The organism is Microbacterium sp. 1.5R (genome assembly GCF_007667425.1).
Taxonomy (GTDB): Bacteria; Actinomycetota; Actinomycetes; order Actinomycetales; family Microbacteriaceae; genus Microbacterium.
The window spans coordinates 1898313-1924986 of sequence record NZ_VDRC01000001.1; the positions used below are offsets into that span (position 1 = coordinate 1898313).

31 protein-coding genes and 1 pseudogene are annotated in these 26674 nt (G+C 66.1%); 12 read left to right on the forward strand and 20 right to left on the reverse strand.

Translation table 11 applies throughout. The annotated features are described in order from the left end of the window. The first annotated feature begins 15 nt into the window (after positions 1-15). From FSY98_RS09095 to FSY98_RS09110, 4 genes are all read left to right on the forward strand, one after another. Positions 16-930: a DUF1749 domain-containing protein gene (locus tag FSY98_RS09095; RefSeq protein ID WP_144875923.1), complete on the forward strand. Its 915-nt coding sequence runs from the start codon at positions 16-18 to the stop codon at positions 928-930. A 4-nt stretch (positions 931-934) separates the two neighbouring features. Further along, on the forward strand, positions 935-1822 hold the full coding sequence (locus FSY98_RS09100; RefSeq protein WP_144875925.1) for an oxaloacetate decarboxylase: 888 nt from the start codon (positions 935-937) through the stop codon (positions 1820-1822). 120 nt (positions 1823-1942) lie between these two features. Beyond that, entirely contained in the window at positions 1943-3037 is a 1095-nt protein-coding gene (gnd, locus tag FSY98_RS09105; protein ID WP_260857337.1) for a phosphogluconate dehydrogenase (NAD(+)-dependent, decarboxylating), read from the forward strand. A 156-nt stretch (positions 3038-3193) separates the two neighbouring features. Then, positions 3194-3664, forward strand: coding sequence for a GNAT family N-acetyltransferase (locus FSY98_RS09110; RefSeq protein WP_144875927.1), 471 nt, complete (start codon positions 3194-3196; stop codon positions 3662-3664). 25 nt (positions 3665-3689) lie between these two features. On the opposite strand, the gene FSY98_RS09115 is transcribed toward FSY98_RS09110, so the two are convergent. The 4 genes from FSY98_RS09115 to FSY98_RS09130 all read right to left on the reverse strand — a co-directional run bounded on the left by FSY98_RS09115 (position 3690) and on the right by FSY98_RS09130 (position 7020). Beyond that, positions 3690-4073, reverse strand: a complete 384-nt coding sequence (locus FSY98_RS09115) for a VOC family protein (RefSeq protein ID WP_144875929.1) — start codon at positions 4071-4073, stop codon at positions 3690-3692. Between the two features lie 57 nt (positions 4074-4130). Further along, the gene (locus tag FSY98_RS09120) at positions 4131-4892 is read right to left on the reverse strand and encodes a MerR family transcriptional regulator (protein ID WP_144875931.1); all 762 of its coding nucleotides are present in this window, start codon (positions 4890-4892) and stop codon (positions 4131-4133) included. Positions 4893-4903: 11 nt separating this feature from the next. Next, a complete protein-coding gene (locus FSY98_RS09125) occupies positions 4904-5809 on the reverse strand; it encodes a DUF2268 domain-containing protein (protein WP_144875933.1) in 906 nt (301 codons plus the stop codon). A 230-nt stretch (positions 5810-6039) separates the two neighbouring features. Then, positions 6040-7020 carry a hypothetical protein gene (locus FSY98_RS09130; RefSeq protein WP_144875935.1) on the reverse strand — a complete coding sequence of 327 codons (981 nt, stop codon included), beginning with the start codon at positions 7018-7020 and terminating at the stop codon, positions 6040-6042. Between the two features lie 320 nt (positions 7021-7340). Between FSY98_RS09130 and FSY98_RS09135 the strand changes: the two genes are divergently transcribed. Together FSY98_RS09135 and FSY98_RS09140 are read left to right on the forward strand one after the other, a co-directional pair. Then, positions 7341-7913, forward strand: a complete 573-nt coding sequence (locus tag FSY98_RS09135; RefSeq protein WP_144875936.1) for a dihydrofolate reductase family protein — start codon at positions 7341-7343, stop codon at positions 7911-7913. A gap of 120 nt (positions 7914-8033) precedes the next feature. Beyond that, positions 8034-8318 (forward strand): hypothetical protein, encoded by a 285-nt coding sequence (locus tag FSY98_RS09140; RefSeq protein WP_144875938.1) that lies wholly within the window; start codon positions 8034-8036, stop codon positions 8316-8318. A gap of 7 nt (positions 8319-8325) precedes the next feature. Here the strand turns inward: FSY98_RS09140 and FSY98_RS09145 are convergent, their stop codons facing one another. Further along, positions 8326-8610, reverse strand: coding sequence for a hypothetical protein (locus tag FSY98_RS09145; RefSeq protein ID WP_144875940.1), 285 nt, complete (start codon positions 8608-8610; stop codon positions 8326-8328). A gap of 118 nt (positions 8611-8728) precedes the next feature. Between FSY98_RS09145 and FSY98_RS09150 the strand changes: the two genes are divergently transcribed. Continuing rightward, entirely contained in the window at positions 8729-9004 is a 276-nt protein-coding gene (locus FSY98_RS09150; RefSeq protein ID WP_144875942.1) for a hypothetical protein, read from the forward strand. 33 nt (positions 9005-9037) lie between these two features. Here the strand turns inward: FSY98_RS09150 and FSY98_RS16690 are convergent, their stop codons facing one another. Further along, the gene (locus FSY98_RS16690) at positions 9038-9199 is read right to left on the reverse strand and encodes a hypothetical protein (protein WP_186307600.1); all 162 of its coding nucleotides are present in this window, start codon (positions 9197-9199) and stop codon (positions 9038-9040) included. Positions 9200-9477: 278 nt separating this feature from the next. Between FSY98_RS16690 and FSY98_RS09155 the strand changes: the two genes are divergently transcribed. Beyond that, positions 9478-10047, forward strand: a complete 570-nt coding sequence (locus FSY98_RS09155; RefSeq protein ID WP_260857338.1) for a TetR/AcrR family transcriptional regulator — start codon at positions 9478-9480, stop codon at positions 10045-10047. 9 nt (positions 10048-10056) lie between these two features. Here the strand turns inward: FSY98_RS09155 and FSY98_RS09160 are convergent, their stop codons facing one another. Beyond that, on the reverse strand, positions 10057-10932 hold the full coding sequence (locus tag FSY98_RS09160; RefSeq protein ID WP_144875944.1) for an aminoglycoside phosphotransferase family protein: 876 nt from the start codon (positions 10930-10932) through the stop codon (positions 10057-10059). A 60-nt stretch (positions 10933-10992) separates the two neighbouring features. On the opposite strand from FSY98_RS09160, the gene FSY98_RS09165 reads away from it, so the two are divergent. Then, positions 10993-11427, forward strand: a complete 435-nt coding sequence (locus tag FSY98_RS09165; protein WP_260857339.1) for a DUF3021 domain-containing protein — start codon at positions 10993-10995, stop codon at positions 11425-11427. 177 nt (positions 11428-11604) lie between these two features. Here FSY98_RS09165 and FSY98_RS09170 read toward each other — a convergent pair whose 3' ends face one another. Continuing rightward, the gene (locus tag FSY98_RS09170) at positions 11605-11988 is read right to left on the reverse strand and encodes a hypothetical protein (protein ID WP_144875946.1); all 384 of its coding nucleotides are present in this window, start codon (positions 11986-11988) and stop codon (positions 11605-11607) included. Between the two features lie 33 nt (positions 11989-12021). Beyond that, positions 12022-12453: a hypothetical protein gene (locus FSY98_RS09175; RefSeq protein WP_144875948.1), complete on the reverse strand. Its 432-nt coding sequence runs from the start codon at positions 12451-12453 to the stop codon at positions 12022-12024. 191 nt (positions 12454-12644) lie between these two features. Between FSY98_RS09175 and FSY98_RS09180 the strand changes: the two genes are divergently transcribed. Next, positions 12645-12920 carry a hypothetical protein gene (locus tag FSY98_RS09180; protein ID WP_144875950.1) on the forward strand — a complete coding sequence of 92 codons (276 nt, stop codon included), beginning with the start codon at positions 12645-12647 and terminating at the stop codon, positions 12918-12920. 136 nt (positions 12921-13056) lie between these two features. Here the strand turns inward: FSY98_RS09180 and FSY98_RS09185 are convergent, their stop codons facing one another. From FSY98_RS09185 to FSY98_RS09195, 3 genes and pseudogenes are all read right to left on the reverse strand, one after another. Next, on the reverse strand, positions 13057-13398 hold the full coding sequence (locus FSY98_RS09185; protein ID WP_144875951.1) for a hypothetical protein: 342 nt from the start codon (positions 13396-13398) through the stop codon (positions 13057-13059). Further along, positions 13395-14282, reverse strand: coding sequence for a hypothetical protein (locus tag FSY98_RS09190; RefSeq protein ID WP_222119135.1), 888 nt, complete (start codon positions 14280-14282; stop codon positions 13395-13397). Before FSY98_RS09190 ends, FSY98_RS09185 begins: the two co-directional genes overlap by 4 nt. Positions 14283-14457: 175 nt before the next feature. Continuing rightward, positions 14458-14741 (reverse strand): annotated as a pseudogene (locus FSY98_RS09195) (SDR family oxidoreductase); the annotation flags it as partial. A 224-nt stretch (positions 14742-14965) separates the two neighbouring features. Between FSY98_RS09195 and FSY98_RS09200 the strand changes: the two are divergent. Then, complete coding sequence (locus tag FSY98_RS09200; RefSeq protein ID WP_144875955.1) at positions 14966-16669, forward strand: P-loop ATPase, Sll1717 family; 1704 nt, start codon at positions 14966-14968, stop codon at positions 16667-16669. A gap of 89 nt (positions 16670-16758) precedes the next feature. Here FSY98_RS09200 and FSY98_RS09205 read toward each other — a convergent pair whose 3' ends face one another. From FSY98_RS09205 to FSY98_RS16995, 7 genes are all read right to left on the reverse strand, one after another. Then, complete coding sequence (locus tag FSY98_RS09205) at positions 16759-17754, reverse strand: SDR family NAD(P)-dependent oxidoreductase (protein ID WP_144875957.1); 996 nt, start codon at positions 17752-17754, stop codon at positions 16759-16761. A gap of 167 nt (positions 17755-17921) precedes the next feature. Then, positions 17922-19649, reverse strand: a complete 1728-nt coding sequence (locus tag FSY98_RS09210) for a DUF2075 domain-containing protein (RefSeq protein WP_144875959.1) — start codon at positions 19647-19649, stop codon at positions 17922-17924. After that, entirely contained in the window at positions 19646-19966 is a 321-nt protein-coding gene (locus FSY98_RS09215; RefSeq protein ID WP_144875961.1) for a nucleotide pyrophosphohydrolase, read from the reverse strand. Before FSY98_RS09215 ends, FSY98_RS09210 begins: the two co-directional genes overlap by 4 nt. A 117-nt stretch (positions 19967-20083) precedes the next feature. Beyond that, entirely contained in the window at positions 20084-20914 is an 831-nt protein-coding gene (locus FSY98_RS09220) for a hypothetical protein (protein WP_144875963.1), read from the reverse strand. 969 nt (positions 20915-21883) lie between these two features. Further along, positions 21884-22825, reverse strand: coding sequence for a hypothetical protein (locus FSY98_RS09225; protein WP_144875964.1), 942 nt, complete (start codon positions 22823-22825; stop codon positions 21884-21886). A gap of 28 nt (positions 22826-22853) precedes the next feature. Continuing rightward, positions 22854-24305 (reverse strand): hypothetical protein, encoded by a 1452-nt coding sequence (locus FSY98_RS09230; protein WP_144875966.1) that lies wholly within the window; start codon positions 24303-24305, stop codon positions 22854-22856. Between the two features lie 358 nt (positions 24306-24663). Continuing rightward, positions 24664-25185: a MarR family transcriptional regulator gene (locus tag FSY98_RS16995; protein ID WP_144875968.1), complete on the reverse strand. Its 522-nt coding sequence runs from the start codon at positions 25183-25185 to the stop codon at positions 24664-24666. An 88-nt stretch (positions 25186-25273) separates the two neighbouring features. Between FSY98_RS16995 and FSY98_RS09240 the strand changes: the two genes are divergently transcribed. Continuing rightward, positions 25274-26203: an NADP-dependent oxidoreductase gene (locus tag FSY98_RS09240; protein ID WP_144875970.1), complete on the forward strand. Its 930-nt coding sequence runs from the start codon at positions 25274-25276 to the stop codon at positions 26201-26203. Between the two features lie 66 nt (positions 26204-26269). On the opposite strand, the gene FSY98_RS09245 is transcribed toward FSY98_RS09240, so the two are convergent. Beyond that, positions 26270-26674 carry a hypothetical protein gene (locus FSY98_RS09245; protein WP_144875972.1) on the reverse strand — a complete coding sequence of 135 codons (405 nt, stop codon included), beginning with the start codon at positions 26672-26674 and terminating at the stop codon, positions 26270-26272.

Here is a 26674-nt window from a genome sequence, read left to right on the forward strand (position 1 = left end):
TTCCGAGGAGCATTCATGACCGAGATCATCCGCCGCCGCAGCGTCGAGACCGTGGCGTTCACCACGTCGGACGGCTGGACCCTCGACGGTCTGCTCTACCCTGCCGAGTCGGATGCCGGTGAGAAGACCGTGCTGCTGCACGTGCACGGGAAGGGGGCGACGATGTTCGACATCCACGCCCGCTGGCTGCCCGATGCGCTGCGCGGGGTCGCGCATTTCGCGTTCAACATGCGCTGCCACGCGCTCGCGTACAACACCGACCGCGACGATGTGCCCGTGCACGGCGGCATGTACGAGTCCCTCGCCGAGGGCGAGGCCGACCTGCAAGCCGCCGTGGAGTTCCTGCGGGCCGAGGGGTTCGAGCAGATCGTGATGTCGGGGCACTCGTCGGGCGGCTACTACGCCGGGGTGTACACGCCGACCGGAGACGATATCGTCGGGCGCATCCTGCTGTCGCCGCTCACCGACAACAAGACCGCACTGAGCTGGTGGTGGCCCGAGCCCGCCGACCTCGCGCGGGCGATCGAAGTGGCCGAGGCCATGGTCGCCGAGGGGCGCGGGAGCGAGATCATCCCGCTGCCGTCCTGGTACTGGGGCATCACGGCGAAATCGTTGATCGAGCGCGCCGCGACCCCGGGGTCGGAGTTCTGGATCGAGCGGGTGAACCTGCGGGATTCGCCCGTGCTGTTCGGATGGGGCGGCACCGAGTCGCGCGACGACACCTGGGCCGAGATCGGCACCCGGTTGGATCCCGAGGTGCACGACGCGCGGATCGGTGAGTCCGATCACTGGTACCACGGGCACGAAGACGAGATGACCGAGCTCGTCGCCGGGTTCGTCGAGCGGGTGGCCGGGGTGTCGGCGTGGGGTTCTGGTTCTGGTTCCCGTTCTGGTTCTCGTGCCGTGCCGGTTCTCGCGCGGAAGGGATGAGCGGATGCTGGGTTCCCATGTGACGGCCACGCAGAAGCGTCGCGCGCTGCGCGACCGGCTCGCGAGCGGGCGGCTGACGGTGCTGCCCGGTGCGTTCAGCCCGCTCACTGCGCGGGCCATCTCGCAGGCCGGGGGCGCGGGGGTGTACATCTCGGGGCACATGATCGCCGCCGATCTGGGCCTGCCCGACATCGGCCTGACCACGCTGAGCGAGGTCGCGCAGCGGGCGCAGCAGATCGCCCGGATGGTCGACGTGCCCGCACTCGTCGACGCCGACACCGGGTTCGGCGAGCCCGCGAATGCGGCGCGCACCATCCAGATGTTCGAGGATGCCGGCATCGCCGGGTGTCACATCGAGGACCAGATCAACCCGAAGCGCTGCGGGCACTCCGACGGGGTCGAGGTGGTCGACGCCGATCCCGCGCTGCGTCGCATCCGCGGGGCGGTGCTCGGTCGTCGCGACCCGGAGTTCGTGATCATCGCGCGCACCGACGCCCGGGCCGCGGTCGGACTCGACGCCGCGATCGAGCGGGCGCAGTCGTTCGTCGACGCCGGCGCAGACGTGATCTTCCCCGAGGCGCTGCGCTCGCCGGAGGAGTACCGGAGGTTCCGGGCCGAGATCGACGTGCCGCTGATGATCAACCTGAACGAGTTCGGCGGGCGTGTGCCGCTCACTCAGCAGGAAGTGCGCGACCTCGGGTATCAGCTCGCCGTCTACCCCATGACCCTCCTGCGTCTCGCGATGGGGGCCGTGACCGACGGCATCCGCGTGTTGTTGGAGCAGGGGACGCAGGAGGGTTTGATGGCCGGGATGCAGACCCGCGACGAGCTGTATGCGCTGCTCGACTACGACGGACACGCCGCGTTCGACCGGGAGGTCATCGGGCGCTGAACGGCGCTGCGCCTGGCTCGGCCGATGGCGGCTGACCGCGGACCTCCGGCCCGTCCGACGACACCCACCTCTCCGCGAAACGCGCCACCCCCTTTGGTCCGAGCCCGCGTGCGTGTGAGGATGACGACATCCCCTGGCCCCGTCGAAAGGAACCTCATGCAGCTCGCGATGATCGGACTCGGTCGAATGGGCGCGAACATCGTGCGACGCCTCATGCGCGACGGCCACGAGTGCGTGGTCTACGACGTGAACGCGGATGCCGTGCAGGCGCTCGTCGCGGAGGGAGCCGTCGGGGCCGACAGCATGACCGATCTGGCGTCGAAGCTCGAGGCGCCGCGCGCGATCTGGATGATGGTGCCGGCCTCGCTCACCGGGGCGGTGGCCGATGAGGTCGCGGCCGTGCTCGACGAGGGCGACATCCTCATCGACGGCGGCAACTCGAACTACCGTGACGATGTGCGCCGGGCGAAGGCGCTGAAGGAGCGGGGCATCCACTACGTCGATGTGGGTACGAGCGGCGGCGTCTTCGGTCTCGAGCGCGGGTACTGCCTGATGGTCGGCGGGCCCGACGAGGCCGTGCAGCGCATCGAGCCGATCCTGCGGACGGTCGCTCCGGGTGAGGGCGAGATCGAGCGGACCCCCGGTCGCACCGGCGAGCTCGGCCCTGAGGAACTGGGCTACCTGCACTGCGGTCCGTCGGGGGCGGGGCACTTCGTGAAGATGGTGCACAACGGCATCGAGTACGGCATCATGGCGTCGATCGCCGAGGGCCTGAACCTGCTGCACAACGCGGATGCCGGGGTGCGCGAGGCCGAGCACTCGGCCGAGATCGCCCCGCTGGAGGAGCCGGAGTTCTACCAGTTCCCCATCGACACCGCGAAGGTGTCGGAGCTGTGGCGACGCGGATCGGTCATCTCGTCGTGGCTGCTCGACCTCACGGCGGCGGCGCTCGCCGAGAACCCGACGCTCGACGGTCTCGCCGGTCGCGTGTCCGACTCGGGCGAGGGTCGCTGGACCGTCAAGGCCGCGGTCGACGTCGGGGTGCCCGTGCCGGTGCTCGCGGCATCACTGTTCGAACGCTTCGCGTCGCGCGACGAGGACCGCTTCGCGAACCAGGTGCTCTCGGCGATGCGGCTGCAGTTCGGCGGGCACCAGGAGCTCCCTGCAGGCGACGTGCTCGAGGCCGGCACGCGCAAGTCGGAGTCGCAGGGCTGACCCTCGAAGCCCATCCCCTTCCCCCGGTCGTTGAGCCTGCGAAGCCCTTCCCCCTGCCCCCGGGTCGTTGAGAGAGCGAAGCGAGACGAAACGCGCTACATTCCTCGGGTCGCCACCCTGCAGCATCCCGACACACCCTCACCCGAAAGACACCCGATGAGCGAACCTCGCGCCTACCGCATCCGCACTGCCACGCCTGACGATGCGCCGCGCATCGCCGAGCTCCTGCACGCGTTCAACACGGAGTTCGACACCGCGACGCCGGGCGTCGAGGTGCTCACTCGACGGCTGCGGTCTCTGCTCGGCGGAACGGCCACGTTCGCGATCGTCGGCGGAGAGCCGGCGGTCGGCGTCGCGCTGGTGACGGTGCGTCCGAACGTGTGGTCCGACGCTCCGGTCGCGCTGCTCGACGAGATGTACGTCGACCCGGCGGAGCGCGGCGGCGGACTCGGCAGCGAGATCATGCGCGTGATGATCGAGGCGTGCCAGCGGCTGGGCGTCGGCGAAATCGAGATCAACGGCGACGCCTCGGATGCCGACGCGATGCGCTTCTACGAAGCCCACGGCTTCACCGGCTCCGACCCGGCCACGGGCGAGCGGGCGCTGTACTACTCCCGCTCGATCTGACCGCGGGCCAGACAGACCCGGCCTTTCACCGACCCGCGGCATCCCATCCGACCCAGTCCGGCCGGTCGACGATGCAGAAGCGGTTGCCCTCGGGGTCCTGCATGGTCACGTAGTCGGCATCGTCCGGGCGCCCCTCCCACGGCACGACGGTCGCGCCCAGCTCACCGAGGCGCCGCACCTCGGCATCCTGATCCTGGGCGTAGATGTCGAGGTGGATGCGCGGCGGCAGCACCCGCTCCGACCGGTGGGCGTCGAGGGCGATGCAGGGCGCGTCGGCGTCGCGCGGCTTGAGCACGACCCAGTCGTCGGACGCCGGATCGCGTTCGACGTAGTCGAGGGCGGCTTTCCAGAACTCGGCCTGCGCGGGCAGGTCGTTCACGCGGATCACGATCGAGACGATCTTCAGCATGCCGGTCAGGCTAGAGCGCCTCGTGGATGCCGCGACAGGCCCTTGCGACGCAGGCGGTCACCGCCCTCGCACGTGGAGGCGCAGTGCGGCGGCGGCGAGGGCCGCGGCATCCGCCGTCCCGAACGTCACGTGGAAGTCGGGGTTCGTCTCGTATTGGTCGGCCATGCCGAGCACCATCGCCGTCGCATTCTCGGCGTCGCCGGCATGCGTGGGCGTGCCGGGGATCTCGGCGAACCAGTCCAGATGCGCGGCCGCATGCGCCTGCGCCTCAGGTGACGACGGCCCAAGATCCCGGTCGTGCAGCTCCCGCCACCGCCCGACGAGCGCGTCGGTGCGGGCCTTCCACTCGCGCTGCTGCCGCACCGATTTGTCGTGCCACCAGCGGTTCGAGGCGTCGAAGGCCTCCTGCCCCCAGCGTTGCACGACCTCGTCTTCGTAGCTGTCGTTGAAGCCCTGCAGCATGACGTCCATGCGCGGCTCGCGCCCCTGCGCGCGCATCTCGATGGTGTGCTCGACCGAGGCGATTCGCCGGGCGACGGCATCCTTTTCGGTCTGCAGCTGCGCGAGGTGCGCGCGCAGCGAGATGATCTCGGCCTCGGAGTTCTCGGCGTCGAGCAGCGAGGCGATCTCGGCGAGCGGCATGCCGGTGTCACGCAGCAGCAGGATGCGCTGCAGCCGCGCGACCGCGAGCGGACCGTAGTACCGATATCCGTTGGCGGCGACGCGGTCGGGCGAAAGCAGCCCGATGCGGTCGTAGTGGCGCAGGGTGCGTCCGGTGATGCCCGCACGGTCGGCGAGCTCGGAGACGGTCCACTCCATGCGTGCTCCAGTCAGTCGGCGGTCGGGGCGAGCCCGAAGTGCGGAAGAGCGGCGGGCAGGATGCCGGAGGCCGGCGCGTGCACGGACTCCGCCGCCGTGCGTCCGCTCACTTCACGGTACGCGTCGACGAGGCGAGCGCCCGCCGCATAGCCCGCGCCGGTCGGGAGCCCGACGGGTTCGCCGCCGAACAGGCGCGCGGTGGCATCGCCGAGCACCCACGCGGCGAAGTCCTGCATCCCCGTGACGCCGAGGCCGGTGGCGACCTTCGCGAGCACGCCATCGTCGGCGCGGGTCTTCGGCGAGACGAAGTGGGTGAAGCCGGACGGCCCGAACAGCTCGGTGGCGAAGACGTCGGCGAGTCCCTCGGACACCACGTGCTCGCCGACGGTGACCGTCGCCGGATCCCAGACGACACCGCCGGGGGAGTACCGCACGTTGTGGTGCAGCTCGTGCACGGCGATCGCCTCGAGCCGATCGAGCACGCGCGCACTCGGCCACAGCGTGAGGGTGATGTAGCCGCTGATGCCGCCGAAGCCCGACAATCCCTGCACCTCGTCGACGAAGTGCGCGTTGCGCGGATCGCCCAGGACGAGGAGGACGGTCAGATCGGGGATCAGGATGCCGGGGTTCGCCCGCTCCAGCGCATCGATACCGGTGTGCAGGGCGGCCTCGACGCGCCGCCACGCATCGGCCGCGATGAGGGCGTCGAGTCCGGAGCGGACCTCGTCGGACGGATGTTCCACATCGAACCCGAAGCTCTGTCGGTGCACGTCGGCGAGATCGAGCCCGCCCGGGATGAAGTGGTACATGCCCGCCATCGGCGCCCACATCTCGCGCACGAGGTCGGCGCGCTCGGCGGGGTCGGCGTCGAGGATGCGGGCGGTTGCGGAAGCACTGTCGATCAGGGTGACGGTCATGTCATCCGACGGTAACCCTTGACGCTGCGGCAAGGTCAACCGCGGCTCGTCGAGCGAGCGAAGCCTCCCCCGGGTCGTTGAGCGAGCGAAGCGAGCTGTGTGTCTCCGCGGGTCGTTGAGCGAGCGGAGCGAGACAAAACGCGGTGACGCTCCAGCACACTCGCACCCCGGGTCGTTGAGCGAGCGAAGCGAGTCGAAGTGACGAAACGCCCCGCCACGCTGCGCTCAGGTCATCGCGTGAATGTCACCGTGCCGTCGGCATCCTTCGTCACCGTGCCGGTGTACACCGCGGGCTCCGGGTAGGTCGCGCCATCCGCGCGCACGGTGAAGCCCTTCGAGTACTCGACGCGTCCGTCGGTGACCACGGGGGCCATGGACGGAGTGCGGAACCACTCGACCGTCGAGGGGTCGACGAGGGGCGTGGCGTACGTGAGCACCTCGGGAGGGCACGACGGGCCGGTCATCCCCTCGGCCACGCATGCCTCGGTGAGCGCGTCGATCTGCGCCTCGGCGGCGGCGATCACATCGGACGGTACCCACGCGCTGACCGTCAGATTCCAGTGCGTGACTGCCGCGTTCGAGGGGAAGTCGGATGCCGGGTCCGCGTCGTCGAGCGGCCACGGCAATGTGAACTCGTTCGTGCCGTCGTCGCCGAGCTGGGTCGTGCCGGTCGGGTCGTCGTACGCGATGTCGTACAGGGCCGGCAGCAGGAACAGATCGTGCGCGCCCTCGGGCTGCATCGCGTACTCGAGCTCGCCGTTCACGACGATGCGCCCGGGGGAGGCGATGTTGATGATCGAGAACTTCTCATCGCGCCACGAGATCGTGCGCTCGCCGTCGTCGTTCTTCACCTGGAAGGTCGCGCTCGCCGGGTTCTCGGGGTCGTCGAGCACGAACTCCACGGTCGCCGTGACGGTGTAATCGTCGGAGCCCTTCGTCGGCACGACCTTCACGTCGGACGGAAGAGCAGCGGATGCCGCGTAGAAGTCCTCGTCGAGGAACTCGGTCGGGAAGTCGATCGACGTCATCGCCGCGGCATCGGCCGTCTCGCCGGCTTCGAGGTGGCCGAAGAACTCCTCGAGCAGGGCGACGCTCTCGGTGGTGTCGCCGTCGCCGCTCGTGCTGCCCGACGGACTGCACCCGGATAGCGCGACGACCGCGATGGCGGAGAGGGCGAGGGTGCGGGTCGCGCGCGGGCGCAGAGACGTCATGTGGACTCCGGTCGTCGGTCGCGCGATTCCCCCGCGCGGTTCGTGCCTCCACGCTATCGGGATGCCGGGGTGCGCCGGTCGTCGAGCAATCGTTTCCGCGGGTCGTTGAGCGAGCGGAGCGAGACGAAACGCAGTGACGTCCCCGAATCCCCTTCCCCCCGACGCAGGTCGTTGAGCGAGCGGAGCGAGACGAAACGGGGTGAGGTCCCAGTCACGCTGCGTACTGAGCGAGCGAAGCGAGACGAAAACGCGCCACCCTCCCGAGGCGTACTCTGTACGGCATCCGACCCCGCACTTCGCGCATCGAGGGAGAGCAGCGCATGAGACCACTGCGGTATGCGATCAACGTGACCCTCGACGGGTGTGTGCATCACGAGGCCGGGGTCGCGCCCGACGACGAGCTGATGCGCTTCTGGACCGCGCAGATGGAGAACTCGGATGCCGAGCTCTACGGCCGTGTCACGTTCGAGATGATGCGGGAGGCGTGGAAGCGTCCGGATGACGGGGTCTGGCCCGACTGGATGGACGCGGGGGAGCAGGAGTTCGCCGCCACCCTCGACCGGGCGAAGAAGTACGTCGTCTCGAGCACGCTCGACGAGGTCGACTGGAATGCCGAACTCGTGCGGGGCGACCTCGGCGAGGCCGTGCAGAGGCTGAAGGAGCAGCCGGGTAAGGGGCTGTCGGTCGGAGGACTCGTGCTGTCGACGGCGCTCACGGATCTCGGGCTGATCGACGAGTACGTCTTCGTGCAGCATCCGCTCGTGGCGGGCCACGGCCCGTACCTGCTGGCCGGTCTGCGCGAGCGGGTCGACCTGGAGCTGGTGGATCGACGCGAGTTCGGGTCCGGGGTCGTGGCGATGACGTTCCGGCCGAGGCCCCGCAGCTCTCGATAGAACACAACTGCCTCACAAGCGACCCGTTCCGACGCGTTTTCGATCTTTCGTCACGACGCCCGCCGCGGTCCACGCCGCGCGGTCGTGCCGCGACCCGAGCCCGGCCGCTACGCTTCCCCCATGACCGAGCCAGACCCGACGCCGTCGCTGATCCAGCAGCGGTTCGCGCTGCGCAGGGCGAGGACCCACGCCGTGTGGATGATCGTGGGCTCGCTCATCGGGGCCCTCATCATCGGCATATCCGTCGTCGTGGGAGAGGGCGGCTGGCGTCTGTGGTCGGGCATCGCGACTGTCGCCGTCTTCATCGGCGGGGTCATGTTCGGCGTGGCGAAGTTGCTCGCCGCCCGGCGCGCGACGCGTGAGTTCGAAGACCGCTACGGTCGCGACGCCGGCATCCAGGACTGATTCGCCGTCACGCGCGAGTCCGTCGGCGCTGCAGCATCTTGCCGAGCTGCCATGCGAGCGCGCACAGTCCCCACACCGCGGCGGCGATTCCGATCACAGCGGCCCCGAGCGAGAGTGCGGGGAATCCGCCTCCGGTCCCCGAGATCCCCGCTGCATCCGCCGCCACCCCCGCGGCGAACAGTTCCGACGCTCCCCACCAGATCAGGATCACTCCTCCGATGACCGCGAGGATGCCGGCGGCGACGGGTCGCGCCACCGACACCGGAACCTGTGCGGGATGCTGCGCAGTCATGCGTCCAGCTAACCCGTTGACGGCCGAGATGGCGATACCCCTCTCGGCATCGTCGTCGCGCGACGACCGCCGACCGTGGCGGACGAGTCGTGAAACTGCGGCCCGCTACGCTTCCCCCATGACCGAGCCAGACCCGACCCCGTCATTGATCCAGCAGCGGCTCGCTCTGCAACGGGACAGGACTTCGGCCCTCTGGATGCTCGCGTCGCCGGTCGTCGGCGCGGCCGTCTTCGCGCTGATGATCGTCGAGGGCAGGGGCGGCTGGCTGCCCTGGCTCGCGCTCGCCTTGTTCGTCGCCGGCACGGTCTTCGCCGTGGTGAAGATCCGCGCGGTACGTCGCGCGATCCGCGAGTTCGAGGACCGCTACGGCCCGGGCGCCGGCATCCAGCACTGACTGACCGACCCGGTCGGCGCTCACGCGCTTTTCTCAGTCCTTGCCTGCGTCGATCCATCGAGTGTGCGCACGCAGTCCGTGGAACACCGCCTGCTTGATCACGAGGTACAGAAGCAGACGACCGACGACGATGCCGAGGACTGCAAGCGTCAGATTCAGGATGAGCAGCAGGCTGAGGTTCGATCCGAAGTCCATGCGGCGACCCTAGCAACGGCTCGATTCGGGGGTGGCTCCCACCCGCGCGAGCCGTCTCTCAGCGGCGGCGCATCTCGCGCACGAAGATCCAGATGAGCCAGAGTCCTCCGGTGATCAGCGTGAGGACGCAGTCCAGGAGGAAGTGAAAGAACCCGTATCTCTTCTTCGCCATGACAGAAGCCTACGGCGCACGGCCGACACCGGATCCGCGAGCGACGAACCGCCCGGCGCCTCGCGCCCGGCGCCTCGCGCCCGGCATCCGTCAGTAGCCTGTTCTCATGCCCCGTCCTCGCAGTGAAGCCGCGCGCCGCTCGGTGCTCGACGCGATGCGTGCCGCCGTCGTCGCCGGCGCGTATGAGGCCGTGACGATCGAGGGACTCGCCGAGACGGCCGGAGTCGCCAAGCAGACGATCTACCGCTGGTGGCCGTCGAAGGCGGCGATCCTCGGTGAGGCGCTGCTCGAGGGCGACCTGCCGGGCGTCGACGTCGAGGTGCCGATGACCGACGACATCCGCGCCGATCTGCACGCGTGGTTCGCGGCGATGTCTGCGGGAGTCGGCAGCCGCGAGGGTGTCGCGCTCGCCCGGGCGCTCATCGCGGTGACCGCCACCGACCACGAGCTCGGACTCGCGCTCAACGAGCGGCTGGCCGCTCCGATCCGGTCGTGGGTCGCCGAGCGCATCGACCGCGGGCAGTCGGCGGGCGAGATCCAGGCGGACGTGGATGCCGACGCCATCGCCGATCAGCTCATCGCCATGGCGTCGTACGCAGCGCTGATCGGGCAGCCGCTCAGCGAGGATCGTATCGACGAGACGGTCACGCGGCTGCTGCGCGGCATCGCGAGCTGACCGCGCCGCCTACAGCGGCTCAGCCAGCACCTCGTCCAACACACGCCGGCTGTCGTCGCCACCGGGCCCGGGCGTGCCGGCGAGAGTCACGAGCGCCTTCCACAGCGCCCATCCGCGGGCACGACCCCACGTTGCATCATGGAGGCCGGCCGCGTCACGGAACACGTCCCGCTCTCCGACCTCGAAGTACGTCCACGCCATGACGAGGTCGCAGGCAGGATCGCCGATCCCGCAGGTGCCGAAGTCGATCATCGCCGACAGGCGGCCGTCGCTGACGAGCAGGTTGCCGACGGCGACGTCGCCGTGGAACCACACCGGTGCGGAGTCCCAGGCGCTGGACGTCGCGGCGAGCCACACACCCCGGCAGCGCTCGGCATCCACTTCGTCCTGCAGCTGGTCGAGTGCGGCGTGCACCTCATCGCTGTAGACGCTCGGGTGTGCGCCCCTATAGAACGAGTGGCGTCCGGCCGGGGTGCCCGCGTCGACGGGGAGGGATCGCAGATCACGCAGGACGCCGCCGAGGTCGGAAGCGAGCTGCCTACGGTCGAGACCGGTCGCCGCGTCGACGGTGTCGCCCTGTAGCCACCGTCGGATGGACCACGGGAACGGATATCCGCGGCCGGGCTCCCCGAGCGCCACGACGGAGGGAACGGAGACCGGGAGCCTGCCGTCGAGGAAGTCGAGCGCGCGGCTCTCCTTCTCGACGCCCGCGACGTACGCTTCCGCGCTGGGAAGCCGCACCGACAGGTCGTCGCCTAGGCGGAACGTCCGGTTGTCCCACCCCTGACGCGTCACCGCGCGCACCGGCAGGTCCACCCAACCAGGGAACTGCTCGGCGACGAGCTCAGCCACCAGGCGCTCATCGATCTCGACGGGTCGACTCATTCCTCGATGCTCGCAGACGGCGTGCCCGAATGCCCGCATCGTCGTCGCTAGGGTGGCAGGGTGAGCCTCGCGATGAAAGCGGTATTGAGGGCGGGCATCCCGCTGGTGATCATGACCGCGATCGGGGTGGCGCTTCTGATTCAGGACAAGGCTGCCGACGGGCGTTCGACGATCGCAGTCGGGGTCATCGTCGCGGCGGTCGTCGGAGCATCCGTCACTTACGACGTCGCCGGGTGGAGTCTGCGTAAGCAGTCGCTCGTGCACTTCGCGATCATGCTCGTGACCGTGCTGCCCGCGCTGCTGCTCAGCGGATGGTTCCCGCTCGACAGCGCCTGGGACTACGTCGCGGTCATCGCTGCGTTCATCGCGGGTGGGGCGATCCTGTGGGCGCTCGGATACCTCGTCTTCGGCAGGCTCGTCCCGCGCATGACTGCGGCCAGGGACAAGGATGCGGATGCGGATGCTGTGGAGGGGCGCGAGCCGGCCGGTCTCTGAGCGGCGCCGATGGAGTGACCCCTCCTCCCCGGGGCGTTGAGCGAACGGTTCCCGGGTCGTTGAGCGAAGACGACGAAGTCGCCTGAGTCGAAACGCCGCGACCCGCCGAAGTCCCCCCACCCCACCCGGGTCGTTGATCGAAGACGACGAAGTCGCCTGAGTCGAAACGCGGTGACCCTACGGAGCGCAGTACCCGACGATCGCCTCGGTCGTGGTGCGCAGGTCGGAGGTGACGGCATCCATGTTCCCGGGGTTGCCCGCGAGGGCGTTCTCGCCTTCGGCGACGACCGCGTCGATGCTGGTCGTCCACGCCTCGCGCAGGGTGACGAACTCGTCGGGACCGTCGACGAGACGGATGTTCTCGACCACCCCGCGCACCTCGTCGAGCGCCGCGCGCGCTGCCTCGGGAGTCGGCGAGGTGAGGGCGCCGATCGCGCCGGTCACCTGCACCGCCTGAGACGTGATCGAGCCGCACGCTGTGTACTTCGACACCTGCTCGGAGCATCCCGACAGCAGCAGGATGCCGGCGGCCAGCGCGGCGAGAGCAGGGAGCTTCTTCATGGGGTCAGGGTAACCGGGGGAGATGGGAGGGCGTCAGCCTGTGATGGTCACATCGACGGAGTACTGCGCGCAGGAGCCCGACTCGTTGCCGCACTCGTCATAGGGGCTGCCGGTCACGACCACCGTTGCGATTCCGGGCGAGAACGACTCGGGGATGCTGATTTCAGAACTGAAAGTGCCGTCCTCGCCCGGAGCGACCTCGAGAGGCTCGGACTGCTGGGCTGTCGACGAATAGAGGACGACCGTATAGATGGGTTCGCTCTCGAACCCGAGGTCGCACTCCGCTGGCCCGCTCGCGAGCGTCAGGGTGTCGCCCGCTGCGATCCGGGCCGGGGATGCCGTCAGTTCGGCCGGTAGACATCGTGTTGTCGACGCGCATGCGGTCAGGCCTGAGGCGGCGAGGGCGGTCGCCATCGCGATGGACATCACGAATCGCGCGGTTCGAGTCTTCGCGGGGGCCTTCATGCTGGCACGGTACCGTCTTCCGCCGGACGATGTCGTAACCATCGTCATCGCTGTCCTGGGGTCGGTATCTGGTCGGCGTGGCTCGGCGGCGGGGTGTTCCACAAAGGCCGAGGGCGGCGGCCGTAGCGCCCGTCGCGATATGGCCTGTGTATAACGCGAAACGTCCCCACCCGTCTGCTTCTATTGGCCGCATGACGCTCGCGCTCATCGGTTTCACGCTGTTCGCTGTCGGTGTCGTCGTCGAACGTGCCGGGAGGAAGCTCGGCACGGTGCTGGCGCTGCTGCCGGTGGTGCTTTGGTTCGCGTACCTCGCGCATATCCAGCTCGTCGGGGAGTTGGGCGAGAGGGAGTCAGTTGATCTGATGGTCGCGCTGGTGGTCGGCCTTCTGTCCTTCTCGGCCGGGCAGGTAGTGGCAGGCGTCGTGTCGGGATGGGTCCACGGACGGCGCAACGATTCGCGGCAGTGATGGGGATCTAGGGAGTGGTGCCTCGCGTTCGAGTCGAGATTCCGTCAGCACCGTCAGGTCTGATTCCGTAGCTCGGCATGAAGATAGGGGGGCCATCCAAATGATGGCCCCCATATGAGAGAAGAGTTCGACCTCGTCATTCAGGCGTTGAAGTGGCTGTCGGACGGATTCTCAAGAGACGGAGGATGAAGAATGACAGCGCAAGGGCGAGGACTACCGTCACCGCACCTGCCATTGCCCAGGAACCTGTGATGGTCACCGCGTTCACGCCATCCGCGTCGAGGAAGCCCTCGAACGAGGCGATGAGCGGGATGACGATCGTGCTGGCATTCGCAAACGCGCCAGCCGCGAGCAGCATCCCCGTTATCGCCACGACCCCGGCAGCGATGCCGATCGAACATGCGATGACGAACACGCGTCCGGCGCGGTCACCGGATGGCTTCGCGGCGACGACGCTCAGAGTCGGCGAGTGGCTCATCGCACGCACCTAGCGGTGAAGCCGTTCTTCGTGGAGAGTTCCGGGTACTTGCCCTTCGCCTGGCACGTGTTCCACCAGCTGATGACCAACCACGTTCCAATGCCCAGCGCGAGGGCCGCGACGGCGACCAAGGCGAGTCCTGTGACGACGAACACAACCACGGGGAGTGGGTCGGCCACGATCGGGTAAGAAACGTTGTCGAGATCCTTATGTTCCACGACCTGTGTGAGGGTGTTCCCCTCCACCGCGTAGTGCGTAGGCACGGCAACTCCAGACGCGTCCTCCGCCCACGCCGTTTCGAATTCGACCTTGACCGTGCCCTGATCGTCCACGATGCGGGCACCACCGTCCGCCGTGGATTCCAGGCGGTATCCGACCGGGATCGTCAGATCGTAGGGGTAGGTCTCCGCAGCCTCACGGTTCTCAAGGACCGAGAGGAGTTGGACGCCGCCCTCGGTGGGTATGACTGCATTGCTGCTCGCGCCATCGGAAGGGTAGACGGTCGTTCCATCAGCGAGAAGTTGTCCGCTCTCTGCCGCAGCTGCATGCGGAAGGGAGATACTCAGATCGAAGTCGCCCACGGCCACAGAGACATCGTCTGCCGCAGTCGTAGGTACGCGGACCTCGAGTGTGGACTCGGCGCTCGGGCCCGTCGTGTGCACAACTGCGTCTTTCACGAGCCCGGGATCGAGGCCCTCCAGGGCGACGGCGACCTCTTGCGCGGAGACGCCGTCAGCGGGCTCGTCGGCATGCGCTGACGAACCCGCCCAGAGCAGGCTCCCCGCGATGATCGTCGCTGCCGCGGCCGTGCTGGCGATCGTGCGCTGTCCGCGGCGTGTGAACCCGTAGGAACTCGCGATGCGACGGGTGGCGTGAGATGACATGTGATTCCTCTTCCTATTGCGTTTCGACCGTCGTGGCAATTGCGGCTTGTTCGGTCATAAAAGCGTACATATGAGGACATATGCAATATATATGTGGATAGGCTAGCCACGGTCGATGCGACTCTTCTCATCCACCAACGGACGGTCTCGCCGCGCGTCCCGCTGGCCGCGGGCCCTACTGAACCGACCATCCCCCATCCGACGCCAGCACGGCGCCGTTAATGTTCACGGCGTCGTGAGACAGCAGGAACGAGATCGACGCGCAAGGTGCTCGGCGGTCGCGACGGTGGGGATGGCCTGCTGGAACGGGGCGAGGCGTCCGGATCCGTACTCCGAGATGTTCGGCGGCATCGGGATGCCGGCGGCCACTCCGCCGGGAGCGACGCTGTTCACGCGGATGCCCTTCGGCCCGTACATGAACGCCGCGGACTTCGTGACGCCGATGATGCCGTGCTTGCTTTGCCCTAGCTTGCGGTGGGCGCGATGTCATCAGAGTTCTGAGCTCCGAGGACAGAGGCCGCAATTTCGGAGGCGCGAACAGGCAAGACGTTGGGAGACGTCCGCGCTCGGTCCGGCCGGTGACGACCATTCCGCAACGATCGTCGTGACAAGAAGCGCGAACTCGTGGGTCGGGGGCCAGCTGTGCGGCATGATGTGATGAACACGCGTTCAGAGGAGAACACATGGCGACCAAGGCTGCGCGCATCAAGGCTGGCTTTACGCTCGGGGGCGAGCAGGCAGAAGCGGACCCACTCGCGGGGCATGCTTTCGTGGAATCAGGTCTCTATGAAGTGATCGCTGATCGCCGGGACACCCGATGCTTCCTGATCGGGCGCACCGGTTCCGGTAAGTCCGCTGCGCTGCAGCATTTAGAGGACACCGAGCCGGATCATGTTATCCGGATCTCTCCGGAGGACCTGTCGCTCCCGTATATCACGGACCTGCAGGTTATTAAGTACATGGATTCGCTCGATGTCAAACTCGACCTTTTCTGGATCGCATTGTGGAAACACGTCCTGCTGGTCGAAATCATTCGTCACCGATATGGGGTCACGTCGCCGGAGACTAAACAGCGATTCCTGACGAGTCTCAAGGAGCGACTGATTCGACAACCGGGGAAGCAGGCTGCCCTGGAGTACTTGGAAGAGTTCGAAGGCAAGTTTTGGATCGACGCGGACGAACGAGTTCGCGAGATCACGGATCGGTTCACGGAGCGCTTGGGAGCGGATAGTAGCGTAGCGACTTCATTGGCGCCCGTCAGTGTAAAGGGGTCGCTTTCAGCTTTGACTGAACAAACCACAGAGTCCCGTTCCGAAATGGCCGATCGATACCAGAGAATTGTGAATGAGACGCAACTATCGAAACTCAATCAGATGCTGACCGTCCTCAACGAGGAAATTCTAGACGAGGCAAATTTCACCTACATCGTGATCGATGATCTCGACAGGGACTGGGTTGATGAGCGATTGTCCAACGATCTGATTCGTTGTCTCTTCCGTACGGTACTTGACATGCAGCGAGTTGAAAATCTGAAGATCGTTGTGGCCCTTCGCTCTAACATCTTCCAGGAACTGGACTTCGGCGCTAGCGGCGGACAGGAAGAGAAGTTTCGAGCGCTCATGCTGGAAATGCGATGGACGGGTGCGCTGCTGGAAGAGATACTCGACGAGCGGGTCAAGTTGGCTGCTGAGTCCTCCAACCTTCCAGCGAAGACGTTCAAAGATCTCACCCCTCATGCGAATAACACTCGCGGAAACCCGATCCAGTACATCCTGCAGAGAACTTTGCTCCGTCCGCGTGATGCAATCGCATTTGCGAATCAATGCTTCTCCGTTGCGGCCGGGAAGCATCGGCTGTCATGGGATGACATTCACGCTGCCGAGCGTCAGTATTCAGCTAATCGCCTCCTTGCGCTTCGGGATGAATGGAAGCAGACTTATCCGGGTATCGACCAGGTGGTCCTCAAGTTCCGAGGAGCTCCAGCCCGGATGACTCGAGGAGAGTTTCAAGATCGACTCGATGAATGCATGCTACTCATGACTGCGCCGGAATTCACGGGCGTCAGGTGGATGACGGACCTGTCGCGCGCAATGTGGGAATCGAGCGCCGACACCGCGAGCTGGAACGAGCTCTACCAACCGCTCCTTAGTCTTCTATATCGCATCGGGCTAGTGGGATGCGCGATATCCGGTAGCGCGGCACCCCTATTCTTTGCGGACGACGCACTTCTTGTTGAGTCCGAGTCCACGGTGGATCGGTGCGAATGGTTTCACGTACATCGCATGTTTCACCGTGCGCTCGACGTCAGTCGGGCTGGCGAGCGCAAGGAGCAACAGCAAGCCTTCGCGAGCGGCGAGACGGGCTCCAGAATAAGCGTGCACAACTGACGGTGATCCGACTCCACTGGCGGCGCCGTCGAGCTGTATGAATCGCACCTCTATCGACCCGGGTGGACTTGGGTGCAGTCGTCGAGTCGCTACTGTACCGACCATCCCCCGTCCGACGTCAGCACGGCGCCGTTGATGTTCACGGCGTCGTCCGACAGTAGGAACGTGATCGACGCGGCGAGGTGCTCGGCGGTTGCGACGGTGGGGATGGCCTGCTGGAATGGGGCGAGGCGTCCGGAGCCGTACTCCGACATGTTAGGGGGCATCGGGATGCCGGTGGCCACTCCGCCGGGAGCGACGCTGTTCACGCGGATGCCCTTCGGCCCGTACATGAACGCCGCGGACTTCGTGACGCCGATGATGCCGTGCTTGCTCGCCGTGTAGGCGTTGCCCGAGGCGTTGCCGCGCAGCCCCGCCTCGCTCGAGACGTTGAGGATCGCGCCGCGGCTGGCCTTCTCCATGATCGGCAGCACCGCGCGCATGAGCTTGAACGGGGCGGTGAGGTTGATGGCGATGACGCGGTCCCACACGGCATCCGTCGTCTCGCCCGCGGGGGAGAAGTCGTCGTTGATGCCGGCGATGTTCGCGAGGCCGTCGATGGTGTCGCCCGCGGCGGCGATGACGGCGTCGATCGCGTCCTGCTGGGTGAGGTCGCCGGCGACCGTGACGATTCCGGGGAGTTCGGCCTTGAAGGCGTCGAGCTTCTCGGCGGAGATGTCGGCGGCGATGACGCGTCCGCCTTCGCGGGCGATTCGGGATGCCGTGGCCTTGCCGATCCCGGACGCAGCGCCCGTGACGATCACGGTCTTGCCGGCGAATCGTCCGCTGGTGGGGGTCTCGGTCCACCCTTCCGTGTTCGTGTCTTCGGGGATCTCCCCGCCGTTGGCCGCGCGGACGAGGTCGTCGACGACCGACTGCGGGAGCTGGCCCTGACTCATCGCGACGAGCTGCTGCAGCGGGAGGCCGAGGACGGGCGTGAGGAGCTCGGGGTCGGCGCCGGTCTGCTCGAAGAGGCCGCGGATGAGCGGGCCGCCGGTCGGGTCGTTGAGCCAGTCGCCGATCGTGGAATGGGCAGTGAGGGCCATGGTGGAGCTCCTTCGGGTTTCGCAACGGTGCGTTGTGTTACGCACCATCGTAACTCTCGCGTGCACTGAGCGCACAAAGGCTATGTGATCCTGCGCCGAGCAGCACTGGAAACAGAGCATGCTCGCGGGCTGGCGTCATGGTCACGGCGAGGCGAGGACACCGCGCCTCACTCGGTGGCCATGACTTCCTGGAAGCGGTCTCGCAGCTTCGGGTCGCACACGTAAACGTAGGTTCCGAGCATTCCGCGCGTCAGGAGCACGCCGTACACGTTCCGGATGAAGACGAGCAGGTCGTCGTCGGCGAACCCGTTGCGGAAGCTCCCCGTGCGGAGCTTGCCCATCTTGTCTCGGTAGTCCTCGAGACTGGCGACGATGCGGCCGGAGCCGTCCAAACGCAGATCCGGCCCGATGATCACGCCGGCGTAGTTCAGGTCGTACCCCTGCACCGTGTGGATGGAGCCGACCTCTTCGAGTGATCCGGGCGAGTTGATCCAGTCCTTGTCGGTGCTGTTCCAACGCATGCGCTCACCGTCGAGCTCGATGTCGAACTCGGCGGGCTCGCTCCGCTTGGGGTTCGACACCCAGTCCCATGCATATCCGGCAACGAGCCGCGACAGGCCGACCTCGGCATCCTTCTCGCGGATCGCCGCACGCATCTTCCCGAGGTCGTCGAAGAAGCGCAGGTCGTACTCGCCGAGATCGGGCAGCGGTGGGGACTCGCCTCGTAGCGTTGCCCGCACGAACTCGACGTAGTCCGCGCCGGCGTGCACGCGCATCTGGGTCGTCAACCGGAAGTGCCGGTGTTCGTCCTTCGCCTCGCGCACAACCTGAGTGAGGCTCGCGGGCGACAGGTCATGGGGACGCACGCTCTGCGCACCGTCGATGAGCAGAAGCTGATGGTTCGACCGCGCCTTGATCCAGTCGAGCTGCGTGCGGTCGGGAGAGTCCTCGCCGAACAGCCGCACGTTGATGCCGCTGAACTTCTTGTTCAACGGACCAGACGGCTGATTGGAGCGCTGATTCAATCGATGCGTCTCGTCGACCAGGACGAGGTCGAAGTCAGCATCCGCATCTCCCACCTGGAACGCGGTGAGAACCATATTGGGGTCGAGATTGGGTGTCTTGCGGAATACTCTCTGCACCGATTCGCGGAGCGACTGCTGTGGGATGACGAGTGCCATGCGCAGATTTGTGAGGATGGCGCGGTTCTCGGGGACGTAGAACTCCGAGAACATCGAGTCCGGCTCGATGTCGTCGATCTCTGCGTAGTCGCGGATGTCGGCGAGGAGCTTCATGAGGAAGATCGCGATGATCGTCTTGCCGGTGCCGGGGTCTCCTTGCACGACGAGTGTCGACCGCTCGTCCGGGTGTGCGAGATCCTCGAGCAGGCCTTCGACGATGTCGCTCACCGCGATCGCCTGATCGTCGGTAAGCGCCTTGAACGGCGACAGCTTGAACAGGTCGGAGTTCTCGATCTGCGGGATGCTCCGCGAGAACAGTCCCTCGGCTCGCAGAGCTTCGAAGACCTCGCGGAAGGACTCGCGATAGAGCTCCCGATCGTAGTACTGCGCATCGCTGAGGCCGTCGTTGCCGTTCAGGATGCTGAACTGGCCGTCGCCGGAGAACCATCGGATGAGGTGCGACTCCAGGTCGAGGCAGACCGATTTGTTGAACTTCTCGTCGACCACGACGCGGATGCTGTTCAGACCGATTTCGCGCTTAGGCCCATCGAGGTGCTGGCGCATGCGCTTCTGCGCGCTCGTCGTTTCACCGACGTAAAGCTTTCGCGACCCGTCGAGCACATAGACGACAGGCCAGTTCGTGTGTCGCGCATCCGCCTGGGCCCAGGTCGCGACGGCGTCGCGCGTGAAATCGAGACGACGGATGTCGGTCATAGGTCGGTGTACTTCGTCATGCGTCCCTTGGCGAGCTCGACGGGATACTTGGCGGCTGACTTCTCCAGCTTCGACTGCACAATCTCATCGAGGTCGACGCCGAGTTTGTTCGCGAGGTGAATGCAGTACGTGACGACGTCAGCCAGCTCTTCTTCGACTCGACGCTGGTCCGGGTTCGAAGTCCACTGAAAGCACTCCAGAAGCTCGCCGGCCTCGATCGAGATGCTCTTGGCAAGGTTCTCTGGTGAGTGGAATTGGTTCCAGTCTCGTTCTGCGACGAAATCTGCCAGGGCGTGGAGAGTGCGTTCGGTCGGCATGGGTGCGACGCTACCGTGGGCCGTCCGGGCCGCGCTATCTTTCCGCCGCCAAGAGGGCTCCGACTGCTCGCGCCGCACGATACTCGGCACCTGTCGAGCGCGGAACGGTGCATGGAGTCAGCCGGGAACCACGTCGATCGTCGAGGTCGCCGGCGTTTTCGCGTGAGTGTGACGGTGTGCCCGGAAATTCTTGCGCGTCTCGGTTGTGAAGGCACCTGCCACTCGTCCCTCGAGCGCCGCCAACCGTCGAGCGCTCGAGGTCGGGCCGAGCACAACGATCGTCCCGTCATCTTTAACGCGAAGGTGCCCGAGTTCGAACGCAGCATCGCAGCCGAACTTGCAAGCGAGCATCACGACGTTGACATCTGCACGTTCTCGCTCGGAACAGTCGGCTCGGCGCTTGATGTGTGCAGCAACGAGGTAGTCGGTTGCGAACATGTCGCCACACAGTCCGCACGGCGCCTCCGGACGCCCAGCGAGCAGACGTCGTCTGATCAACGGTTGTTCTACTCGAATACGAGCGAGTCCCTCGCGATCGGACAGGCCATTGATGCGGAGCGGTTCCTCATCAAGGTTACTGGCGAGATCGATTCCCGCGATGTCGAGAGCCGCGCGAGCGAGCCCCATGGATACTGGGTAAAAGTAGCCCTGATTGACCCTGCCCTTGCTGGTGAAAGCGGCATGAGGTTTCGGCTCGAGCAGCCGCACCTCGAGAGGTAGTTCGTCCAGGCGGACCGGCAGGTCAAAGGCGACGTAATCGACGTCAAGGATTCGGCCGTCGTTGTTCCACGTCTCGCTGCTGTATGGCCGCGGCGCAGACCGGGATGGAGCAAGTACGATGCTGAACCCCCGGACCGAGCCGTTGGCGTAATGGAGGACCAAGTCTCCGATAGCCGCCTGGTCCATGCGATCCCAGCTCGCGACGGCTTTGCCGGATTCTGAAGCCAAGGGTGCCCAGATGGTTCCATACCCATGACCGAGTCTCGACGATCTACCCTGATTCACCCACCATGCCCTAGCCACGGTCGCAGCATACCGATATACACGTGAGTTGCCGTCTCGCGGACGCCAAGCGGAGTCTGCTGTGGCTCAGGCGAAGTCCCGGGATCGGGTGCGCTCGCTGGATCACGTGTTCTCGGTCGGTGTGCTCCAGGTCTGACCCCCTTCAAACACTCGGCCCCTGGTATAGGGCAGCCGACCGGCGGCCCTAACGTATCTTGGCGCCTCGCAACCACGGAGACTCTCCTGCGACCTTGGAGCGCCGGGTCTCGCACGAACACCGGGGGGCACCCTTCGAGGTCAGAGAATGACGCCATGGAGCGCCGTGCGTTGGCCTCTCAGGCTTTTTTTTGGGGGGGGGAGGGGGCGACCCGGCGCTGATCTGCGCCTGAGCATCGGCAGGAGAGATCTTGCCCTGCCGCCACCGAACAAGGAGGTGCGCCGCACGCTCGTAATCGATGGTTGCCCGGTTCTCTGTGCCGTCGCCCTTCCGGGTGACGAGCCCATAGACCGCGAGGAGTGGCCCCTCGTCATCACCCGCCGCCATACGCGCCGCGAGTGTTGCCGAGAGTAGGTGCTGACGTGCCAGGTGCGGAGGGGGAGCGGGCACGGCGGGGTTTCCGAGCCGAGTAGCGAACATGAATGCCTCGCCCGCGCCGCCGACTTCCCCGAGGAGGCGCACGACGTCTGCCACTGTGAGGTTGACCCGAGTCCGGTCGCTGTCCTCGGTCTCACGCCGTCGAAGGTCAAGCGAGAACAATCAGGAGGCGAATACACCCACGACAGCACCGACCAGCGCACCGACCAGGGTTGCTAGGAGAGTGTCGCCGAAGGTCGTGGCCGCAGGCTACCGGGGGTGCTATTTTCGCAAGCGGGAGGCACATCCGAACGGTGGTTTCAAGGGCGGCTGAACTCGCTTTAGTTGTGCCGGTAGTTGTAGACCGCGAGGCGGAGCCTCTCGAACCAGCGCGCGGTGTGGATGATCCGACCAAAGTCGCCCGCACGGGACGCGAGGAGCTGAGACCGCGACAGCTGGCTCAGGCTCGCCCAATCCCCGTACATCAAGTAGAGCGCATTCCCGACTCGGGGGTTCTCGAACGCCACGAAGTCTTCACCGAACATGTAGCCGATGTAGCGCTGGAGGCCGGAACTCCCGACTAGCCGCTTCTCCGGCGCGAGTGACTGAACCTTCTCCAGACGGTCGATCATGATCTCGATCTCCCGTGGGGGAGCCGACCCGCCGAACTTCTTCATAACTGCCTCGCGCACCTCCTCGACGGTGCCATCGGGCAGAAAGTCCCAACTCACGTTCTGGTCGGGGACCTGCGGGATGCCTGTCTCATCAAGGCTGTACGCGGTGGCTGAACCGAACCACGTCCTGGCGAGTGAAGCGGCGTAGAGGTACGCCTGCTCGGCGTCCTCATCGTAGGGTGCCTGGAGGGTCAGTAGGACGGTGCCGACTAGGGAGTCGCGCGGCTCGTCACGACGCGTAACCGCCGCCTCAATCTGCTGGCCGTAGAGGCGCTGCTTCCGGAAGACTTCCCGAGAGTGGGTGATCGGGTGACTCCCGTTGCCATTGAAGTTCGGAGCCTCTGTGGTCCATGAGCGGAAGACTTTCGGCAGATCACGACGGACAATCTCCCGACCGTTGACGTTCCACTTCGACCAGCGGCCAGTCGATGCAGGGGGGAGACCGACCCACTCGTCGTCGCCCACCTGCTCCAGTTCGAGGCGACCAGTCCAATCAGCCAAGAGTTGGTCGGAGAAGTTTCTCACCACGCCAAACACCAACTGCACCTCACCGAGGCTGTCGATCTCCGCTTTGATCTCCTCGGGCAATGACCTGAATCCGGAACTCATCGTTGAACCTCGATCTTTCGTAAAAGGGCTATTTCAGCTTGGAGGCTGAGTCTTTATTCGTCGTGCGCGCGTCGACGTATATAACCTCAAGGGTCCAGCCGGAGTCTTCCCTGAGTTTGCGAAGGGTGTCTTCGACTGGCTGGAGGCGCTCTGGAGAGAAGTCCTTGTCGGTGTATCCCACGCAAAGGTAGACGCCGACCGACGAGCGCTCCGTGGTCATGTACTGGGGCAACTGCTTCGAAGCCCCCGTGAAGAAGTGGGTGCTCGGGATGAGCTTGACTTCGAGGAGGGCGCGCTTCTGCCACCCCTGCGAGAACTTGAAGTCGACCGGCCCCCGACCTAGATTGCTCTCACGGGTGAGGTCTACGTCAGCCATTCGACAATGCGCGGCGAAGAGCATCCCCGCGATGGCCTGCACGATCTTCTCCGGTCGATGCTTACGCAGGCCGTCATCCCAAAGGGCTTTCCACAGGTCGGTCTCCTCTACTGCATGCTGAAACTCTTTCGCGAGTTCGATCACCCACGCGGCGAACTCGGACTCGCTCCTGAGCTTTGCGATTGGCTCTTGCCTCGCCGCCGCGTCCCGCCCGACCTCCGCCCACTCGACAAGCAACTTGGGATCGGCTTCGACGTCGTATGGCTCGTTGTCAGTGTCGGACGCGACGTTCAGGTAGTCCATCACGAGGTCGGGATGCTTCCATGCCGCTTTGTACGCCGCGTCCTTGCGCTCTTTCTTCGTGAGAGCGACGTTCAGCTCGTAGTTGAGTTCCTGTCGGAGGTCGTCACCCACTCCGGCGTCTGCCCACGTCCAAAACGAGTCCGGAGTGACGACGGGAATGTCCTTGAGGAATCGTGACGGGACGAGGAGCACGCCCTCCTGTGTGAGCGGGCTCTTCGGCAGGCGCGCGCGCATGTGGTCCCAGCGCCCGGTGGTGCGGTTCCAACGTGCGGCGCGAACCGGCACCTCCTCAAGCACGAGTTCGTGACGAGTGGCAACCGTCTGCGTGTACTCGATGAACTTCGCCTTGATGATGTCGCAGAAGATGTCACTGATGCGGTCCACGCCGAGTCCCTCACAGAACAGTGTGAAGGCCTGAACGTGCTGAACCTGGGTGATTCCGCGCTGGGAGAGCAGACTCAGTGCGGAGGCCATCTTCTCGGCGTACATAAAGCCTGCCCCGGAGCCTTTCGGGTGCCCCATCGAGAGCCCGAGGGCGAACTCACTCGGCTCCGGGAACTTCAGCATCCGCACCGCTTTGAGATAGTGCGGCGAAGTCACGTCGCCGGCGGAAGCGTCGACGAAGCTGAGGGCGAGACCGAAGAAGTCGATGACGGTCTGGCGCGTCTCAGCCCAGTACGGGTCGTCGTCCTCGAAGACGAGGAACGGATCGACGTACAGGGGAGTGTCGGTGCTCAGCTCGCAGTCGAACCAGTCGTCGTCATGACCTCGCTCGACGGCGAAGTATTCCGTGAATCGCATCCGTAGCCTCCTCTCGTCGACAACGTATCGTCAGAAACGCTGGGATCAGGGAAGGCTCGCACCTGGCGGGTGTCCAGCGGGGATTGGAGTTTCTCTGCAACACCCCGGTCACGCCACGACGACCGCGCACGATCCAAACGGTCGATCTTTGGCGCGTGCGGCATCGAGCGAAAGGCCCGCGAGGGAATAGCAACCCGCAATCGGAAGTCACGCTCCGCAAGAGGACGCGAGCGCACGTGGCTTACCGTTGGCGCCTCCCGCACGTGCGACCCGGACATGTCGATCAGGACCCGTTCCGCCGAAGTGGCCCCACAGCCTATTCGCGCCCCCTGACCAATAGATCGCAGGCCCTATTTGGTTAGGCGTCGGCGATAGTCCTGACCGCCCTAGTGGCCTTTCCGCGCCCCCCAGCACTCCGCGGCGGATTCGCCCGCAGATGCCCACTCACCCGAGTCATCACCCGCTCCAGCACTTCCACATCCCCGTCGTCCAGCGACTCGAACAGCAACCCCCGCACGACCGCGATATGCCCGGGAAACACCTCCGCCAGCACCCCCCGCCCCGCATCGGTCAGCGTCACCAGGGTGCTCCGCTCATCCTCCGGTGACGGCGCCCGCGTCACCAGCCCCCGCTCCTCCAGTACCTGCGCCTGATACGTCAGCCCACTCCGGCTGTAGACCACTCCGTCCGCGAGGTCCGTCATCCGCAGTGACCCACCAGAAGCATCCCCGAGCCGCGCGAGCAGCTGGAACTGCACGTAGCTGAGCTTGCCGACGTCGCGCAGCTGCTTCTCGACCTCGTGTCGCAGCAGGCTGCTGACCTCGGTGAACGCGAAGTACGCCGAGAGCTCGAGGGGGGACAGCTGCGCGGGGTGACTCATAATCCCAGTATAGGTTGCTTCGAATTCGAAGCAGTGCTATCGTCACCACATGCTTCGAATTCGAAGTACTTACGAAAGGGAAGAAGTCATGAAGGCAGTACGGTTCCACGAGGTCGGCGGTCCCGAGGTGCTCCGCATCGAGCAGATCGACCAGCCCATTCCGACGGCGGGTCAGGTGCGGCTGCGCGTCGCGGCATCCGCTTTCAACGCCGCCGACAACGGCATGCGCGCCGGATTCCTGCCGATTCCGGTGAAGCTCCCGCACGTCCCCGGATACGACGTGTCCGGAACGATCGACGCCATCGGCGACGGCGTCGAGGGCTTCGCGATCGGCGACGCGGTGATCGGGTTCGTGCCGATGACCGACGACGGAGGCGCCGCCGAGTACGTCGTCGCTCCCGCCGGCTCGATCGTCGCGGCGCCCACGAGCGTTCCACTGGCGGATGCCGCCGCACTCCCGTCGGTCGCCCTCACCGCCCGCCAGGCGCTGTTCGACGACGGCGGACTCGAAGCCGGCCAGCGCGTGCTCATCGTCGGCGCCGGCGGCGTCGTCGGCAAGTACGCGATCGCTCTCGCCAAGCGCGCGGGTGCCTTCGTGATCGCGACCGCGAGCCCGCGGAGTGCGGATGCCGTGCGCGCAGCCGGCGCCGACGAGATCATCGACCACACGCAGTTGACGGTGCAGGATGCCGTGACCGACCAGGTCGACCTGCTGCTCAACCTCGCCCCCATCGAGCCCGACGAGTTCACCGCCCTGGTCGGCCTCGTGGGCGACGGGGGAGTCGTCGTCAGCACGACCGCATGGATGCCCGCCCCCGACGACGCCGACCGCGGCGTGCGATCCGTCGTCGTGTCCGTGCAGAGCGACGCGGAGAAGCTGCGCGAACTCGTCGGACTGGTGGATGCCGGGGTGCTGACCGTCGAGGTCACGCGTCGTGTTCCGCTCGACGAGCTGCCCGCCGTGCACGCCGAGGCCGCCGAGGGGCGGATCGCGGGCAAGGTCATCGTCATCCCGTGAGCGGGTGCACCGTGGTCCGATCAGCGCGCGATGATCGGGCCGCCGGGCCGCCGGGCCGCCGTGCCTCTATGGCGCGTTGAGCCTCTTTGGTCTCAGGCCACTCGCGCTCAAGGAGTACACGAACGGTGGTTGGCGGAGAGCCAGCCGATGAATCGCGGCGGCGTGAGTGAAGCAGATGTCACCCATCTCCCTACCGGTGAGGTCGCCGCGGGCGAATGCGATGACGCGGGCGTCGTGGAAGTAAACAGCCTGCGCCTCAAGCGGGCGAGACGCGATCCGATGATCCTTCGTCAGCAGCATGTACCCCGACGAAGTGCCCTCGGCGATCCACTCTTCGTCCCGCATGCGCTGCGCGCGTTCATCGCCGTACTCCTCCGCGAGCGTCCGCGCATCCCACCCCTCGAGGCGCAGGCGCGAGACCAGCACTTTTCCTCCCACCGAGCGGTCGAGGAGGAAACGCGCTTCGGTCAT

Excerpts from the sequence above, each read along its gene's own strand:
- FSY98_RS09095 (WP_144875923.1), top strand. The coding sequence starts at position 16 with ATGACCGAGATCATCCGCCGCCGCAGCGTCGAGACCGTGGCGTTCACC.
- FSY98_RS09100 (WP_144875925.1), top strand. The coding sequence starts at position 935 with ATGCTGGGTTCCCATGTGACGGCCACGCAGAAGCGTCGCGCGCTGCGC.
- gnd (WP_260857337.1), top strand. The coding sequence starts at position 1,943 with ATGACGACATCCCCTGGCCCCGTCGAAAGGAACCTCATGCAGCTCGCG.
- FSY98_RS09110 (WP_144875927.1), top strand. The coding sequence starts at position 3,194 with ATGAGCGAACCTCGCGCCTACCGCATCCGCACTGCCACGCCTGACGAT.
- FSY98_RS09115 (WP_144875929.1), bottom strand. The coding sequence starts at position 4,073 with ATGCTGAAGATCGTCTCGATCGTGATCCGCGTGAACGACCTGCCCGCG.
- FSY98_RS09120 (WP_144875931.1), bottom strand. The coding sequence starts at position 4,892 with ATGGAGTGGACCGTCTCCGAGCTCGCCGACCGTGCGGGCATCACCGGA.
- FSY98_RS09125 (WP_144875933.1), bottom strand. The coding sequence starts at position 5,809 with ATGACCGTCACCCTGATCGACAGTGCTTCCGCAACCGCCCGCATCCTC.
- FSY98_RS09130 (WP_144875935.1), bottom strand. The coding sequence starts at position 7,020 with ATGACGTCTCTGCGCCCGCGCGCGACCCGCACCCTCGCCCTCTCCGCC.
- FSY98_RS09135 (WP_144875936.1), top strand. The coding sequence starts at position 7,341 with ATGAGACCACTGCGGTATGCGATCAACGTGACCCTCGACGGGTGTGTG.
- FSY98_RS09140 (WP_144875938.1), top strand. The coding sequence starts at position 8,034 with ATGACCGAGCCAGACCCGACGCCGTCGCTGATCCAGCAGCGGTTCGCG.
- FSY98_RS09145 (WP_144875940.1), bottom strand. The coding sequence starts at position 8,610 with ATGACTGCGCAGCATCCCGCACAGGTTCCGGTGTCGGTGGCGCGACCC.
- FSY98_RS09150 (WP_144875942.1), top strand. The coding sequence starts at position 8,729 with ATGACCGAGCCAGACCCGACCCCGTCATTGATCCAGCAGCGGCTCGCT.
- FSY98_RS16690 (WP_186307600.1), bottom strand. The coding sequence starts at position 9,199 with ATGGACTTCGGATCGAACCTCAGCCTGCTGCTCATCCTGAATCTGACG.
- FSY98_RS09155 (WP_260857338.1), top strand. The coding sequence starts at position 9,478 with ATGCCCCGTCCTCGCAGTGAAGCCGCGCGCCGCTCGGTGCTCGACGCG.
- FSY98_RS09160 (WP_144875944.1), bottom strand. The coding sequence starts at position 10,932 with ATGAGTCGACCCGTCGAGATCGATGAGCGCCTGGTGGCTGAGCTCGTC.
- FSY98_RS09170 (WP_144875946.1), bottom strand. The coding sequence starts at position 11,988 with ATGAAGAAGCTCCCTGCTCTCGCCGCGCTGGCCGCCGGCATCCTGCTG.
- FSY98_RS09175 (WP_144875948.1), bottom strand. The coding sequence starts at position 12,453 with ATGAAGGCCCCCGCGAAGACTCGAACCGCGCGATTCGTGATGTCCATC.
- FSY98_RS09180 (WP_144875950.1), top strand. The coding sequence starts at position 12,645 with ATGACGCTCGCGCTCATCGGTTTCACGCTGTTCGCTGTCGGTGTCGTC.
- FSY98_RS09185 (WP_144875951.1), bottom strand. The coding sequence starts at position 13,398 with ATGAGCCACTCGCCGACTCTGAGCGTCGTCGCCGCGAAGCCATCCGGT.
- FSY98_RS09190 (WP_222119135.1), bottom strand. The coding sequence starts at position 14,282 with ATGTCATCTCACGCCACCCGTCGCATCGCGAGTTCCTACGGGTTCACA.
- FSY98_RS09200 (WP_144875955.1), top strand. The coding sequence starts at position 14,966 with ATGGCGACCAAGGCTGCGCGCATCAAGGCTGGCTTTACGCTCGGGGGC.
- FSY98_RS09205 (WP_144875957.1), bottom strand. The coding sequence starts at position 17,754 with ATGGCCCTCACTGCCCATTCCACGATCGGCGACTGGCTCAACGACCCG.
- FSY98_RS09210 (WP_144875959.1), bottom strand. The coding sequence starts at position 19,649 with ATGACCGACATCCGTCGTCTCGATTTCACGCGCGACGCCGTCGCGACC.
- FSY98_RS09215 (WP_144875961.1), bottom strand. The coding sequence starts at position 19,966 with ATGCCGACCGAACGCACTCTCCACGCCCTGGCAGATTTCGTCGCAGAA.
- FSY98_RS09225 (WP_144875964.1), bottom strand. The coding sequence starts at position 22,825 with ATGAGTTCCGGATTCAGGTCATTGCCCGAGGAGATCAAAGCGGAGATC.
- FSY98_RS09230 (WP_144875966.1), bottom strand. The coding sequence starts at position 24,305 with ATGCGATTCACGGAATACTTCGCCGTCGAGCGAGGTCATGACGACGAC.
- FSY98_RS16995 (WP_144875968.1), bottom strand. The coding sequence starts at position 25,185 with ATGAGTCACCCCGCGCAGCTGTCCCCCCTCGAGCTCTCGGCGTACTTC.
- FSY98_RS09240 (WP_144875970.1), top strand. The coding sequence starts at position 25,274 with ATGAAGGCAGTACGGTTCCACGAGGTCGGCGGTCCCGAGGTGCTCCGC.
- FSY98_RS09245 (WP_144875972.1), bottom strand. The coding sequence starts at position 26,674 with ATGACCGAAGCGCGTTTCCTCCTCGACCGCTCGGTGGGAGGAAAAGTG.